Origin of the sequence: Burkholderia sp. BE12, from assembly GCF_002959955.1 — a bacterium.
GTDB lineage: Bacteria > Pseudomonadota > Gammaproteobacteria > Burkholderiales > Burkholderiaceae > Burkholderia.
In genome coordinates this window covers 111,805-125,811 of sequence record NZ_PREY01000009.1, presented here as the reverse complement: position 1 = coordinate 125,811, position 14,007 = coordinate 111,805, and the positions used below count along the sequence as shown (strand labels likewise).

The window sequence follows — 14,007 nt, the reverse complement described above, 5'->3', positions numbered from 1 at the left end:
AGCGGCGCGCACGCGTGCCGGGGAACACATCGATGAACATCATCCGGAGCGCCGCATTCACGGCGGACCGCGCGTGGGGCGCCCTCGACATCGCGAACCTGAACGGCATCACGGTCCGGCTGCACTGGACCGACCAGCCGTATCGCTGGCATGTGAACGACGGCGAGGAGGTGTTCGCGGTGCTCGATGGCCGCGTCGAGATGCGCTACCGCGACGCAGGCGTCGAGCACGCGACGGTGCTCGAAACGGGCGACGTCTTCCACGCGACGGTCGGCACCGAGCACGTCGCGCATCCGCTCGGCGCCGCGCGCATCCTCGTGATCGAGACCGAAGGCAGCGCCTGACGGCAAGCGCCCGTGCATCGATGCCGCCCGGAGGGCAACTGCGTCCGCGCGGCTGCCTCCGCGTGGCTGCATCCGCGCGGCGCGTTTTACGCCGAGATGGTCCCGGTGGCCTGCGACGCGATCAGTTTCGGCTGCGGCGTGCACTGGCACTGGCACAAGTCGTGTTCGAGGGCAACGACCTTACCCATCACGGTCATCGTGCGCTCGCCGCCGTCCGACACGATCACGCCCGGCGACTTGCACGCCGCACAGAACACGGATGCGCCGAGGTATGCGAGTTCGCGCCCGTCGAACGACGAATTGGCGATCCCTTCGAGCACGACGCCGCCGTGATCGGTCGTGTCGCCCTTCAGAATGAATTTGCGGCTCATGATGTCGGTTCTTCCCTCGGAAACGCCGCGCAACGCAGTCGCGCGCGGGCAAACTGCCCGTCGATCGCGGGCGTTCCGCGAGCATATCATCGCTCGTCGCCGCGACACGCGCCTCCCGCGGCACCAACCGGCGGCTGCAAGAAGTATGCGTCGCGCGCGGCTATCCGGCGCCCCGGTGTGCTCACGAGCCGCGATGCGCTGCCCGGTTGCCTGCGGCTACCCGATCCACTGCTTCGTCGAAGCCATGCGTCGACGCAATCGCGCGAAGCTGCCGTGACGACAGGACACATCCGGCTCGGCATCACATTGCATCGAGAATAGCGGATGCTTTAATAAAAAATTAACCTATATTTTCGTACAATTACTAAATACAATCCCACCAAAAAGGTTTAATAGCAAACCGAATCAAATCATTGATTCAACGACCTACCCACCTCGGAACCCATCATTCTCCGGCCGTTCTCACACCCGATAAATACGCAATTCCATAATAATCATTCGTAAAAAAAGCCCATTAAAATTCAGTAAACCGATAGATAGAATTCAATCAACACTTTCTATATATCGATAAAAAAATGGACGAACTCCTACCGATGCGACTCTTCGTCAAGGTCGCCGAACTTCGTAGTTTCGTGCGCGCGGCCACGGAACTGAACATATCCAATTCGTCGGCCACCCGCCTCGTCATGAGCATCGAGGATCGGCTCGGCGCCCGCCTGCTGAATCGCACCACCCGCAGCCTGTCGCTGACCGACGCGGGCCATCTCTATCTGGCGCAGATACGTCACGTGATCGACGAAATCGACCGGGTCGAGGAAACGATCGCATCGATGCATCACGAACCGATCGGATCGCTGAAAATCGCCGCGCCGGTCATGTTCGGCATGCACGTGCTCGCGCCGGCCATCGACGCGTTCAAGATGCGCCACCCGGCCATCGTGCCGGAAGTCACGATCGTGGATCGTCACGTCGACCTCGTGTCGGAGGGCTTCGACGTCGGCCTGCTGCTGTCCCAGCACATCAGCAACAACACACTGGTGAAGCGCCCGCTCACGCGGCTCAAGCAGATCGTCTGCGCCGCGCCGCAATATGTCGACCGGCATGGCGCGCCCATGCATCCGCATGATCTCGCGTCGCACGCATGCCTGGCATTCCATGCCGATTTCATGGGCGAATACCTGTCGTTCGATCACGACCAGACGCGCATCACCGTGCGTCCGAACAAGTCCGCGTCGTCGAACAACGTCGGGCTGATCCGGAACTGGGCGTTGTCCGGCATGGGCGTCGCGGTCCTGCCCGACTTCCTCGTCGAGTCGGATCTCGACGACGGCCGGCTGCTGGCGCTGCTGCCCGGCTATCGGCTCGAGGCGCTCGAAATGAATGTCGCGTATCCGAGCCGGCGGCACTTTCCGCGCAAGGCCCGGCTTTTCGTCGATCACCTGATCGACCATTTCGTCAGTTGAATGAACCGTGGAATCGCGCACCATTTTTCACGCCGATTCACCGCTGCCCGTTCGACCGTCGCATGGCCCGGGCGGCGCGCCGGCTGGGGCTCCTGCGGCCGTTGGCCGGTCGCTCGGCCGGTATGGGCACGCCTGTTGCGCCGGCGCATCTCGGTAGTCAACCGGCCTTGGCAGCCCGCCGCGGAGGACTACACTAATCCTCAATAGGGTGCGGCCGGATAACCGCGCCCTCAGGGAGACGCCGCCATGAATCGGCCGCTGAATCGTATCCTGCCGCGCGTGACCGGTCTCGCATCGGTCTGGACGTGGGTCAAGTGGTCCTTGCTCGCCGCACTGCTGATCGCGGTGGCGATCGTCGCGCGGCTTGTGCAGACCGAGATCGAAACATCCCGGCTGCAGGCGCACTACCTGTCCGAGCTCACCCGCGACGTCGGCTACACGGTCGAAGCGGGGCCGAGCGATCACATCCGCTTCCCCGCGAACGGCCCGTACGACCAGCGCTTCGGCTACGCGATGATTCCCGCGTTCCAGCAGCGGCTGCTCGCGCGCGGCTTCGTCGTCAGCGAGCAGGCGCGCGATTCGCAACGGATGCTGTCGCTTGGCCAGCGCGGGCTGTTTCTCCCTTACGAAGAGAAAGACCAGACGGGCCTGATGCTGTTCGATTCGACCGGCTCGCCGCTGTTCGCGACCGTGTTTCCGCAGCGCGTCTATGCCGACTTCGACACCGTGCCGCGCGTGATCACCGATTCGCTGCTATTCATCGAGGATCGCTACCTGCTCGACGCGAACGAACCGAACCGCAACCCGGCGATCGACTGGGGGCGCTTCAGCCGCGCGCTCGCCGACCAGGCGCTGCACGTCGTCAACCGCCATCAGTCGCGCCCGGGCGGCAGCACGCTCGCGACGCAGATCGAGAAGTTCCGCCATTCGCCCGAGGGCCGCACCGCGACGCCGCCCGAGAAGCTGCGGCAGATCGCCTCCGCGTCGGTGCGCGCCTACCTGAACGGCCCGCAAACGATGCTCGCGCGCCGCACGATCGTCGTGCGCTACCTGAACTCGGTGCCGCTCGCCGCGCGGCCGCACGTGGGCGAAATCACCGGCATCGGCGACGGTCTCGCCGCGTGGTACGGCCGCGACTTCAACGACGTCAACCGCGTGCTGTCCGCGCCGACGACCGGCGACAACGTCGACCAGCAGGGCAAGACGTTCCGCGAGGTGTTGTCGCTGCTGATCGCGCAGCGCGCGCCGTCGTACTTCCTCAACCGCGGCTATCCGGCGCTGCAGAAGCTGACCGACAGCTACCTGCGGCTGCTGTCGAACGGCGGCGTGATCTCGCCCGCGCTGCGCGATGCCGCGCTCGCCGCGCAGATCGAACGCAGCGCGCCGCCGGCCGCCGCGCGCGTGCAGTCGTTCGTGTCGCGCAAGGCCGTAACCTCCGCGCGCGCGTCGCTGCTGTCGGCGCTCGGCATCGGCGACCTGTACCAGCTCGACCAGCTCGATCTGCAGGCTACCAGCACCCTCGACAACGGCGTGCAGCAGGCGGTCGCCCAGCGGCTCGCGCAGGCGTCGACGCGCGACGGCGCGCAGGCCGCCGGCCTGTACGGTTTCGAGATGCTCGCGCCGAAGGACGACCCGTCGCACCTCACGTACAGCTTCACGCTGTACGAACACCGCAACGGCGCGAACCTGCTGCGCGTGCAGACCGACAGCGTGAACCAGCCGTTCGACGTGAATCGCGGCGGCCGCATCAACCTCGGCTCGACCGCGAAGCTGCGCACGCTGATCACGTACCTGCAGATCGTCTCCGATCTGCATGCGCGCTATGCGAACCTGTCGAACGCGGCGCTGGCGCGCGTGAAGCCCGATCCGATCGACGGGCTGTCGCGCTGGGCACTCGACTACCTGTCGCATACGCGCGACCGCTCGCTGCAGGCGATGCTCGATGCGGCCGTCGAACGCAAGTATTCGGCGAGCCCCGACGTGTTCTACACGGGCGGCGGCGCGCAGGTGTTCTCCAACTTCGAGAAGTCGGACAACGGCCGCATCATGACGCTGCACGCGGCGTTCGAGCACTCGGTCAACCTCGTGTTCGTGCGGCTGATGCGCGACATCGTCCACTACGAGACGCTGCAAGCGGCCGGGCCGTCGTCGTCGTGGCTCGGCGATCCGGCGCAGCGCCAGCATTACCTTCAGCAATTCGTCGACGGCGAAAGCCAGGTCTACGTGAAGCGGTACTACACGCGCTATGCGGGCAAGGCGCCCGACGACGCGCTCGCGCTGATGCTGCGCGACGTACGCAAGTCGCCGCCGAAGATCGCGACGGTGCTACGCAGCGTCGCGCCGAACGAATCGCTCGCATGGTTCGATGCGCAGATGCGCGCGCAACTGAAGGGCACGCCGGCCGCGACGCTGTCCGACGACGATCTCGCCGCGCTCTATGCGAAGTACGCGATCGACCGCTTCAACCTCAACGACCGCGGCTATATCGCGAGCGTCCATCCGCTCGCGCTGTGGACGCTCAACTACCTGCGCGCGCACCCGGGCGCAGCGCTCGCCGACGTTCAGCGCGACAGCCGCGAGGTGCGTTTCTACACGTATTCATGGTTGTACAAGACCCGCTACCACGCGACGCAGGACCGGCGCATCCGCCGCATGGTCGAGCTGCGCGCGTATGCGGAGATCACGAAGTCGTGGCGCGCGCTCGGCTACCCGTTCGCGGAAGTGACGCCGTCCTACGCGGCCGCGATCGGCGCATCGGGCGACCAGCCCGACGCGCTCGCGAAATTGATCGGCCTGGTCGCGAACGGCGGCCAGAAGGCGCCGACCGAGACGATCACGCGGCTCGATTTCGCGAAGGGCACGCCGTACGAAACCCGCTTCGTGCGCGCGGCCGCGCAGCCGCAGCCGATGCTGTCGCCGGAGATCGTCAACGTGACGCACACGCTGCTGCGCGACGTCGTGCTCCACGGCACCGCGCGCCGCCTCGCGGGCGGGCTCACGCTGCCGGACGGCAAGACGCTCGACGTATATGGCAAGACGGGGACGGGCGATCAGCGATTCAACGTCTATGCGCGCGGCGCGCGGCTGATCGAGTCGCGCAAGGTCAACCGCAGCGGCACCTTCGTGTTCGCACTCGGCGACCGGTTCTTCGGCGTGCTGACGGCGACCGCGCACGAGCCGTATGCGGCACGCTACGACTTCACGAGCGCGATGGCCGTGCAGTTGCTGAAGTCGATGGCGCCCGCGCTCGCGCCGCTGATCGAACGCCCGGCCGACGCCGGCACGCGCACCGCGGGGCCCGCACCGCAGGCGGAAACGCCTGCGCCGAACGCGGCCGCCGTGCAACCGTCCTGATCCGATCGCGGCGCGCAGGCGCCCGCGCCGGCGCGCCGCTCAGCGCGAGCGGCCGTCGTAGTGCGTGACGGGCAGCGCGTCGAGGTCGACGCCCTCGAGGCAGCGCACGTTGATCGCGGCCATCGCGGTGCCGTCCGGGTGGACGCCTTCGCCGAACGCGTGAATCCCGCAGCGCTTGCAGAAGCGATGCCGGATCACGTGCTTGTTGAACAGGTAGGTCGCCAGATTCTCGTCGGGCGTCAGCAGCTTCATGTGGTCGCGCGGCACGAACCACATCAGCGCACCCTTGCGGTGGCAGATCGAGCAGTTGCACGCCATCACGCCCTGCAGGTCGCCTTCCGCCTCGAACGTCACGTCGCCGCAGTGACAGCTTCCGCGATAAAGCATGGTCGTCTCCCGGTGCGGCCCGTGCGCGTCGCCGGCGCCCGGGCGGGACACCGTTGGCCGGGCCGATCCAAACGCGTACAGTAGCGCTCGCACGCGCCGCACGCAATGTCCGGGCGGCGCCCATCCCTCACCGACCCAGGAGACCATCATGCTCGAACTGCGCCCCGGTTGCGAATGCTGCGACAAGGACCTGCCGCCCGATTCGGCGGACGCGCGCATCTGTACATTCGAGTGCACGTTTTGCGCGACCTGCGCGGACGACGTGCTGAAGGGCCGCTGCCCGAACTGCGGCGGCGACCTGGTCGCTCGCCCGCGGCGGCCGGCGAGCCTGCTCGCGAAGTACCCGGCGTCGACGGAGCGCATCCACAAGCCGGGCGGCTGCGCGAACGCCGCCTGACGGCGCGGCACCGGCCGCCCTGCTCCCGTCACGACATCTCGATTCGCGCGCGCGTCACCGCGAGCAGCGTCGCCATCGCGCGGCGCGCGCCGTCCTCGTCGCGCACGCGGATCGCGTCGCTGACGGCCGTGTGCTCGGCAAGCGACGCGTTGTACACGTCCGCCCGACGCGCGTTCAGCTGCAGTTGCGCCTCGAGCGTACGATCGATCAGCGCGCCGAGCGGCACCAGCAGCTCGTTGCCGCCGGCCTCCAGCACGCTCAGGTGAAAGCGCAGGTCGGCGCGCACCCATTCGTCGACGTTGCGCGCGGCCGCCATCGCGCGCGCCGCGCCCTCGATCGCGTCGAACGCGTCGGGCGTATGGGTGCGCGCGGCCAGCGCGGCCGCGTACGGCTCGATCATCTCGCGCATCTCCTGCAGCTTGAGCGCGAACGCGAGGGGCGGCGCGACGCGCGCATACCAGTCGAGCAGATCGGCATCGAGCAGGTTCCACGCACGGCGCGGACGTACGCGCGTGCCGACTTTCGGCCGCGATTCGACCAGCCCCTTCGACGTCAGCGTGCGCAACGCCTCGCGCATCACCGTGCGGCTCACGCCGTACATCTCCATCAGGTCGGGTTCCCTCGGCAACAGCGATTCGGGCGGATAGTCGCCGCGCAGGATCGCCGTCGCGAGCCGGAAGGCCGTCTGTCCATGCAGGTCGCGTTGAATGATCGTTCTCCGTCGGGTGCGGTGCCCACTATCTGCACATTAATGCTATTAATACTATTTTTTATTCGACTACGCTAGGATAATCGCGAAAGCACGGATCGTGTGCCGCGTCGGCACGGCCGCGCCGGTCAATCATGGAGACTCGCGTCATGAAAATCACCCGCCTCGAAACGTTCGTCGTCCCGCCCCGTTGGCTGTTCCTCAAGATCGAAACCGACGAGGGCATCATCGGCTGGGGCGAGCCGGTCGTCGAAGGTCGCGCGCACACGGTCGAGGCCGCCGTGCAGGAACTGGCCGACTACCTCGTCGGCCGCGACCCGCTCCTGATCGAGGATCACTGGCAGGTGATGTACCGCGCGGGCTTCTACCGCGGCGGCCCGATCATGATGAGCGCGATCGCGGGCGTCGACCAGGCGCTGTGGGACATCAAGGGCAAGCATCACGGCGTGCCCGTGCACGCGCTGCTGGGCGGCCAGGTGCGCGATCGCATCAAGGTGTATTCGTGGATCGGCGGCGACCGGCCGAGCGACGTCGCGAACAATGCGCGCGCGGTCGTCGAGCGCGGCTTCAAGGCCGTGAAGATGAACGGCTCCGAAGAGCTGCAGATCGTCGACACCTACGACAAGGTCGAGCAGGTGATCGCCAACGTCGCGGCGGTGCGCGACGCGGTCGGCCCGCACGTGGGGATCGGCGTCGACTTCCACGGCCGCGTGCACAAGCCGATGGCGAAGGTGCTGGCGAAGGAACTCGATCCGTACAAGCTGATGTTCATCGAGGAGCCGGTGCTGTCGGAGAACGCCGAGGCGCTGCGCGACATCGTCAACCAGACCAACACGCCGATCGCGCTCGGCGAACGGCTGTACTCGCGCTGGGACTTCAAGCACGTCCTCGCGGGCGGCTACGTCGACATCATTCAGCCGGACGCGTCGCACGCGGGCGGCATCACCGAGTGCCGCAAGATCGCGACGCTCGCGGAAAGCTACGACGTCGCGCTCGCATTGCACTGCCCGCTCGGACCCATCGCGCTCGCCGCGTGCCTGCAGCTCGACGCGGTCAGCTACAACGCATTCATCCAGGAACAGAGCCTCGGCATCCATTACAACCAGGGCAACGACCTGCTCGACTACCTGCGCAACCCCGAGGTGTTCCGCTACGAAGACGGCTTCGTCGCGATCCCGCAGGGCCCGGGGCTCGGCATCGACGTGAACGAGGAGAAGGTGCGCGAGATGGCGAAGACGGGCCATCGCTGGCGCAACCCTGTGTGGCGCCACGCGGACGGCAGCGTCGCCGAGTGGTGAGTGCGATGCGCAACGCGCGCGGCCGCGGCCGGCGCGATCCGCATCGACTCGAGTACGGCCGCCCGATGAACTGACAGGCGGCCGTTTTTGCATGCGCGGCGAGCATGCCATGCGTGGCGCACGCCCTTCGCGTCCCTGCATTGCGCGCTTGCATTGCGCCGCGCGGAACCTGCCGTCAGCCGAGCGCCGCGAACCCCGGCACGCTGAACGACAGCACGGCGGCCGCGACGAACACGCCGATCATCGTCATCCCTTCGAGATGCAGGATGTTGCGAAACGTGTGCGCGTCCTCGGTCGACGCGGTGCGGCGCAGGCGCGGCAGCGCCGAGAAGCGGTTGAGCCCGCCGAGCACGAGCGCGAGCGCGACGAGCAGCAGCTTCAGCAGCAACACGCGCCCCCACGTGCTGCCGTCGAGCGGCGCGAGCGAGCCGCCGAGCCCGCGGATCGCGTTGAGCACGCCGGTGCCGAGCACGAAGACGACCGCGGCGATCGACGTACGCGACAGGCGCTGGCCGATGCGGATCAGCGCGCCGCGCGCGACCGACGTACCCAGCGCCGGCAGCACCGCGAGCCCACCCGCGAGCACGAGGCCGCCCCAGACGGCAGTGGCCAGCAGGTGCAGCGTCTGCACGCCGACCGCCGCGGACAGCACGCCGCTATCGGCCGCATGGCCGAGCGACGCCTTGCCGGCCGCGACCACGATCACCGCGAGCCACAGCACCGCATGCGCGAGCGGACCGTCCGGCTTCGCGAGCGCCACGAACGCGAGCACCACCGCGCCGGCGAACGCGACGCTCCACGCGAATCCCGTATGCGTCTGCATCAGCATGACGGGCATCGCGGCGAACGCGCCGCCGAGCCCCGCACCGCTCATCGTCGCGGCCTCGTAGACGAGCCAGCCGAGATCGGCGAGCACCAGCGCCAGCGCCGCCGCGACCAGCGAATGTTGCGCACGCAGCCATGCGGGATGCGACGGCGCGACGACCGGCCGCGCGCCGTCCTTGCCGAGCCACGCCTTGAGCAGCGCCGAGCCGACCGCCATCGCGAACGCCGCATCCATCAGCGCCGCGAGCGCGACCTGACCGATCCACAAGCTGTCGAACTTCATCGCGCATTCCCTCCCGCAAGCGGCAGGCCGGCAGTGCGGCGGCAACGGGACGGACAGCGTGAGGCAGGCAACGGCACGGTAAGAAACGTCATCGATGAATCCGGAAACGGGAGAAATGACTGGACCTGCGGCGGAGGCGGCGCCGCGCGACCCGCGAGTGTACGGTCTTCGAGGGCGAAAGCGCACGCCGGTTCACTCGAGCGTTGCGCAATGCGCGTCAAATTGTCGCAAGTCGCAAACAGACAGGAACCGATGTCCTTTCGTCAAATAGCCGTCATTACCCATCGATGATAGAATGCCGCGTCGCAGCAGCCCGGCTGTCCTGCCGTCCATGCGCCGAGCCGATCGTAGCCCGGACAAGGTCCCCGACGAATAAACATGGAGTCTCGTGTGTCTTCAAGACGCCTCTTCCGTCCGCTGTTCGCCGTTCTGATGATCGGCGGCGCGGGCCTTATGAGCGCTGCCCAAGCGCAGACCAAGCCCACGGAGCAAGCGCACGCCCAGCAGGCGCCGCTCAAGGCACCCGATACCATGGCCGAGCGCGTGCGCGGCTGTACCGCATGCCACGGCGTTCACGGCCAGGGCACGGACAACGACTATTTCCCGCGTCTTGCCGGCAAGCCGGCCGAGTACCTGTACAACCAGCTCGTCAACTTCCGTGACGGCCGGCGCAAGTACCCGCCGATGAATTACCTGCTCACGTACCTGAACGACGACTACCTGCGCGAAATCGCCGAGCACTTCTCGGCCGAACGTCCGCCGTACCCGACGCCGGCGAAGCCGACGCTGCCGGCCACGACGCTCGCACGCGGCAAGCAGCTCGTCACGCAGGGCGACCCGTCCCGCAAGCTGCCGGCCTGCGTGGCCTGCCACGGCGCGGGGCTGACCGGCATGCAGCCGGCGATTCCGGGCCTCGTCGGCCTGCACGCCGATTACCTGAGCGCGCAGCTCGGCGCATGGCGCTCGGGCAACCGCCACGCGAAGGCGCCCGATTGCATGCACGACATCGCCGCGAAGCTTTCCGACGAAGACGTGACGGCCGTGACCGCATGGCTCGCCGCGCAACCGGCGCCCGCCAACCCCGTGCCGGCCCCGGCGCGTTCGATGAAGACTCCGCTCGCCTGCGGCAGCGAACCGCAATAAGGCAAGGGAGACAGACACAATGAAACGCAAGTCCCTGTTTGCACTCTCGGCCGTCGCGATCGTCGCGGCCGCCGCCCTCGTACCGGTCCTGTGGCCGGGCAACGACACGCTGCACGGCGCTGCCGCCGTCGCGGCCACGCCGGCCGATCAGGCCGCGCTGATCAAGAAGGGCGAATACCTCGCGCGCGTCGGCGACTGTATCGCGTGCCACACCGTGCGCGGCGGCAAGTCGTTCGCGGGCGGCCTGCCGATGGCGACGCCGTTCGGCACGATGTACACGCCGAACATCACGCCGGACGACCAGAACGGTATCGGCAAGTGGACGTCGGACGACTTCTACCGTGCGATGCACACGGGTCGCTCGAAGGACGGCAGCCTGCTCTACCCGGGCTTCCCGTTCGCGAGCTACACGAAGGTCACGCGCGCCGATTCGGACGCGATCTACGCGTACCTGCGCTCGGTGGCGCCGGTGTCGGTGCCGAGCCGTCCGCACGAACTGAAGTTCCCGTTCAACAACCGCAACCTGCTGATCGGCTGGCGCACGCTGTTCTTCAAGGAAGGCGAGTACAAGCCGGATCCGACGAAGTCGGTCGAATGGAACCGCGGCGCGTATCTCGTCGAAGGCCTCGGCCACTGCTCGATGTGCCACACGTCGATCAACATGATGGGCGGCCCGGTGAGCTCGTCGGCGTTCGCCGGCGGCCTGATCCCGCTGCAGAACTGGTATGCGCCGTCGCTGACGAACGACAAGGAACTCGGCCTCGGCGACTGGCACGTGCAGGAGCTGTCCGACCTGCTGCAAGCCGGCGTGTCGCACAAGGGCGCAGTGTTCGGCCCGATGGCGGACGTGGTCCACAACAGCCTGCAGTACATGAGCGACGAAGATACGCGCGCGATGTCGACGTACCTGAAGTCGATCCCGCAGAAGGCTGAAGCGCCGAAGAACATGCAGTACGAGCCGTCGAAGCAGTTCGGCAACGCGCTGTTCGACCAGGGCAAGAAGATCTACGCGGACAACTGCGCGACCTGCCACGCCGAAACCGGCGCCGGCAAGCCGCCGGCCTATCCGCCGCTCGCGGGCAACCACTCGATCATGATGGAATCGGCCGTCAACCCGATCCGCATGGTGCTGAATGGCGGCTACCCGCCGAGCACGTTCAAGAATCCGCGTCCGTATGGGATGCCGCCGTTCGCACAGTCGCTGTCGAACCAGGAGGTAGCGGCGGTCGTCACGTATATTCGGATGTCTTGGGGTAACAACGGTACGCCGATCTCGCCGCAACAGGTGAGCGATCTGCGTTCCGCGCCGCTCGACTAAGAAGCGGCTCACACACACGGGGCGCGGCTGCGGGAAACCGCGGCCGCGCCCTTTTGCTTTTTGGCTGTTTTGCGATGCGGGTTTGCCGCGCGGGCCGCGCGACGCATCGCCGATCATAAAACTCAAGAGTGGTATCTATGTCTTTCGAATCTCTCGGCCTGGCCGAACCGCTGGTCAAGGCGGTCAACGAGCTCGGCTACACGTCGCCGACCCCGATCCAGCAGCAGGCGATCCCGGCCGTCCTCGGCGGCGGCGACCTGCTCGCCGGCGCACAGACCGGCACCGGCAAGACCGCCGGCTTCACGCTGCCGATCCTGCAACGCCTGCACACGTTCTATGCCGAGCACCGTGGCGCGAAGCGCGCGGTGCGCGCACTGATCCTCACGCCGACGCGCGAACTCGCCGCCCAGGTCGAGGAAAGCGTCCGCGCGTACAGCAAGTACGTGAAGCTGCGCTCGACCGTGATGTTCGGCGGCGTCAGCATCAATCCGCAGATCGATGCGCTCAAGCGCGGCGTCGACATCGTCGTCGCGACGCCGGGGCGCCTGCTCGACCACATGCAGCAGAAGACCATCGACCTGTCGAATCTCGACATCCTCGTGCTCGACGAAGCCGACCGGATGCTCGACATGGGCTTCATCCACGACATCAAGCGCGTGCTCGCGAAGCTGCCGCCGAAGCGCCAGAACCTGCTGTTCTCGGCCACCTTCTCCGATGAAATCAAGGCGCTTGCCGACAACCTGCTCGACTCGCCCGCGCTGATCGAGGTCGCCCGCCGCAACACGACCGCCGAGAGCGTCGCGCAGAAGATCCACCCGGTCGACCGCGACCGCAAGCGCGAGCTGCTCACGCACCTGATCCGCGAACACAACTGGTTCCAGGTGCTCGTGTTCACGCGCACCAAGCACGGCGCGAACCGGCTTGCGGAGCAACTGACGAAGGACGGCATCAGCGCGATGGCGATCCACGGCAACAAGAGCCAGTCGGCCCGTACGCGCGCGCTGGCCGAGTTCAAGACCAGCACGCTGCAGGTGCTCGTCGCGACCGATATCGCCGCGCGCGGGATCGACATCGACCAGTTGCCGCACGTCGTCAACTTCGACCTGCCGAACGTGCCCGAGGATTACGTGCACCGGATCGGCCGCACGGGCCGCGCAGGCGCGACCGGCGAAGCCGTGTCGCTCGTGTGCGTCGACGAAAAGCAGCTGCTGCGCGACATCGAGCGGCTGATCAAGCGCGAGATCCCGCAGGAAGTGATCGCGGGCTTCGAACCCGATCCGAACGCGAAGCCGGAACCGATCCAGCAGCGCCGCGGGCAACAGCAACCGCGCGGTGGTGGCGGTGGCGGCGGCGGCGGCAATCGTCAGCCGCGTGGCAGCGGCTCAGGCCAGCCGGCCGCGAAACGCGACGGCAACGCGCAACCTAAGGCCGCGCAAGCGAAAGCTGCACCGCAGAAGGCCGCGAAGCCGCGCACGCAAGGCGGCGCCGCGGGCAATAGCGGCGGACGTCCGGCGGGCGGCGGCAACGGCGCGCGCCCGGCGAGCGGCAACGCCGCGCACGCGAACCGCAACCGTTCGTCGCGCAGCGGCCAGCGCGGTCACTGAAGCCGCGCGGCCGCGCGCCGCAGGTGCTCGATCTGGCGCTGCCAGCGTGCGAGCACCGCGGCGCGCTCCCCTTCCAGCGTGAACGTGACGCCTGTCGCGAGACGCGCATAGCCGACCCGCTGCGCATCGCCGTGCGCGATCGTCGCGGCGAATCCGGCCAGTCCGCCGAAGTCTCCTTCGAGCGGCGCCATCTCCAGTTGTGCCTGAAAGAACGCACCGTCCGCGACGAGCGTCAACGCGGCGGTGCGCCGTTGCGCGATCGCGCGCGCCGCCCGCGACTGCGGCCAGAGCGCGATCAGCAGCGTGCGCGCATCGTGTGCATAGATCTCGCCGACGCCGAGCAGCGTCGTGCGCAACTGGCCGTCGTCGGTCGCGACGATCAGCGACGCGGCGATATCGGCATGACGCTCGAGTGCGGTGCCGTCGAACAGCGACACGACGGCGGACGGCCACGCGTCGAACGTCCATTGCTCGAGCGCGTGGCGATGGGGATCGGTCATGATGGCGTGGC

The 14,007-nt window shown here is 67.4% G+C and carries 13 protein-coding genes; 8 read left to right on the top strand and 5 right to left on the bottom strand.

Annotated features, from left to right (window positions below; all coding sequences use genetic code 11):
• Positions 1 to 32: 32 nt before the first annotated feature.
• Entirely contained in the window at positions 33 to 344 is a 312-nt protein-coding gene (locus C4B30_RS12265; protein WP_027785336.1) for a cupin domain-containing protein, read from the top strand.
• Positions 345 to 430: 86 nt separating this feature from the next.
• On the opposite strand, the gene C4B30_RS12260 is transcribed toward C4B30_RS12265, so the two are convergent.
• Positions 431 to 715 (bottom strand): PAAR domain-containing protein, encoded by a 285-nt coding sequence (locus tag C4B30_RS12260; RefSeq protein WP_027785337.1) that lies wholly within the window; start codon positions 713 to 715, stop codon positions 431 to 433.
• Between the two features lie 575 nt (positions 716 to 1,290).
• Here C4B30_RS12260 and C4B30_RS12255 point away from each other — a divergent pair.
• Complete coding sequence (locus C4B30_RS12255) at positions 1,291 to 2,178, top strand: LysR family transcriptional regulator (RefSeq protein WP_027785338.1); 888 nt, start codon at positions 1,291 to 1,293, stop codon at positions 2,176 to 2,178.
• Between the two features lie 246 nt (positions 2,179 to 2,424).
• The gene (locus C4B30_RS12250; protein ID WP_027785339.1) at positions 2,425 to 5,532 is read left to right on the top strand and encodes a transglycosylase domain-containing protein; all 3,108 of its coding nucleotides are present in this window, start codon (positions 2,425 to 2,427) and stop codon (positions 5,530 to 5,532) included.
• A 39-nt stretch (positions 5,533 to 5,571) separates the two neighbouring features.
• On the opposite strand, the gene C4B30_RS12245 is transcribed toward C4B30_RS12250, so the two are convergent.
• Positions 5,572 to 5,919, bottom strand: a complete 348-nt coding sequence (locus C4B30_RS12245) for a GFA family protein (protein ID WP_027785340.1) — start codon at positions 5,917 to 5,919, stop codon at positions 5,572 to 5,574.
• 148 nt (positions 5,920 to 6,067) lie between these two features.
• Between C4B30_RS12245 and C4B30_RS12240 the strand changes: the two genes are divergently transcribed.
• Positions 6,068 to 6,316, top strand: a complete 249-nt coding sequence (locus tag C4B30_RS12240; protein ID WP_027785341.1) for a DUF1272 domain-containing protein — start codon at positions 6,068 to 6,070, stop codon at positions 6,314 to 6,316.
• Positions 6,317 to 6,344: 28 nt separating this feature from the next.
• Here the strand turns inward: C4B30_RS12240 and C4B30_RS12235 are convergent, their stop codons facing one another.
• Entirely contained in the window at positions 6,345 to 7,028 is a 684-nt protein-coding gene (locus tag C4B30_RS12235; RefSeq protein ID WP_034185441.1) for a FadR/GntR family transcriptional regulator, read from the bottom strand.
• A gap of 146 nt (positions 7,029 to 7,174) precedes the next feature.
• Between C4B30_RS12235 and dgoD the strand changes: the two genes are divergently transcribed.
• Positions 7,175 to 8,323, top strand: a complete 1,149-nt coding sequence (gene dgoD / locus C4B30_RS12230) for a galactonate dehydratase (RefSeq protein WP_027785343.1) — start codon at positions 7,175 to 7,177, stop codon at positions 8,321 to 8,323.
• Positions 8,324 to 8,498: 175 nt separating this feature from the next.
• Here dgoD and C4B30_RS12225 read toward each other — a convergent pair whose 3' ends face one another.
• Positions 8,499 to 9,431, bottom strand: a complete 933-nt coding sequence (locus C4B30_RS12225; protein ID WP_027785344.1) for a CopD family protein — start codon at positions 9,429 to 9,431, stop codon at positions 8,499 to 8,501.
• 378 nt (positions 9,432 to 9,809) lie between these two features.
• On the opposite strand from C4B30_RS12225, the gene C4B30_RS12220 reads away from it, so the two are divergent.
• The 3 genes from C4B30_RS12220 to C4B30_RS12210 all read left to right on the top strand — a co-directional run bounded on the left by C4B30_RS12220 (position 9,810) and on the right by C4B30_RS12210 (position 13,496).
• Positions 9,810 to 10,574: a c-type cytochrome gene (locus C4B30_RS12220; protein ID WP_027785345.1), complete on the top strand. Its 765-nt coding sequence runs from the start codon at positions 9,810 to 9,812 to the stop codon at positions 10,572 to 10,574.
• 19 nt (positions 10,575 to 10,593) lie between these two features.
• A complete protein-coding gene (locus C4B30_RS12215; RefSeq protein ID WP_027785346.1) occupies positions 10,594 to 11,892 on the top strand; it encodes a c-type cytochrome in 1,299 nt (432 codons plus the stop codon).
• Positions 11,893 to 12,029: 137 nt separating this feature from the next.
• A complete protein-coding gene (locus C4B30_RS12210) occupies positions 12,030 to 13,496 on the top strand; it encodes a DEAD/DEAH box helicase (protein WP_027785347.1) in 1,467 nt (488 codons plus the stop codon).
• Here C4B30_RS12210 and C4B30_RS12205 read toward each other — a convergent pair.
• Positions 13,490 to 13,996 carry a hypothetical protein gene (locus tag C4B30_RS12205; RefSeq protein ID WP_027785348.1) on the bottom strand — a complete coding sequence of 169 codons (507 nt, stop codon included), beginning with the start codon at positions 13,994 to 13,996 and terminating at the stop codon, positions 13,490 to 13,492. The two genes, C4B30_RS12210 and C4B30_RS12205, sit on opposite strands and share 7 nt — an antisense overlap.
• Positions 13,997 to 14,007 lie beyond the last annotated feature (11 nt).

What these genes read in the sequence shown, in the direction of transcription:
- C4B30_RS12265 (WP_027785336.1), top strand. Translation starts at nt 33, where the DNA reads ATGAACATCATCCGGAGCGCCGCATTCACGGCGGACCGCGCGTGGGGC.
- C4B30_RS12260 (WP_027785337.1), bottom strand. Translation starts at nt 715, where the DNA reads ATGAGCCGCAAATTCATTCTGAAGGGCGACACGACCGATCACGGCGGC.
- C4B30_RS12255 (WP_027785338.1), top strand. Translation starts at nt 1,291, where the DNA reads ATGGACGAACTCCTACCGATGCGACTCTTCGTCAAGGTCGCCGAACTT.
- C4B30_RS12250 (WP_027785339.1), top strand. Translation starts at nt 2,425, where the DNA reads ATGAATCGGCCGCTGAATCGTATCCTGCCGCGCGTGACCGGTCTCGCA.
- C4B30_RS12245 (WP_027785340.1), bottom strand. Translation starts at nt 5,919, where the DNA reads ATGCTTTATCGCGGAAGCTGTCACTGCGGCGACGTGACGTTCGAGGCG.
- C4B30_RS12240 (WP_027785341.1), top strand. Translation starts at nt 6,068, where the DNA reads ATGCTCGAACTGCGCCCCGGTTGCGAATGCTGCGACAAGGACCTGCCG.
- dgoD (WP_027785343.1), top strand. Translation starts at nt 7,175, where the DNA reads ATGAAAATCACCCGCCTCGAAACGTTCGTCGTCCCGCCCCGTTGGCTG.
- C4B30_RS12225 (WP_027785344.1), bottom strand. Translation starts at nt 9,431, where the DNA reads ATGAAGTTCGACAGCTTGTGGATCGGTCAGGTCGCGCTCGCGGCGCTG.
- C4B30_RS12220 (WP_027785345.1), top strand. Translation starts at nt 9,810, where the DNA reads ATGGAGTCTCGTGTGTCTTCAAGACGCCTCTTCCGTCCGCTGTTCGCC.
- C4B30_RS12215 (WP_027785346.1), top strand. Translation starts at nt 10,594, where the DNA reads ATGAAACGCAAGTCCCTGTTTGCACTCTCGGCCGTCGCGATCGTCGCG.
- C4B30_RS12210 (WP_027785347.1), top strand. Translation starts at nt 12,030, where the DNA reads ATGTCTTTCGAATCTCTCGGCCTGGCCGAACCGCTGGTCAAGGCGGTC.
- C4B30_RS12205 (WP_027785348.1), bottom strand. Translation starts at nt 13,996, where the DNA reads ATGACCGATCCCCATCGCCACGCGCTCGAGCAATGGACGTTCGACGCG.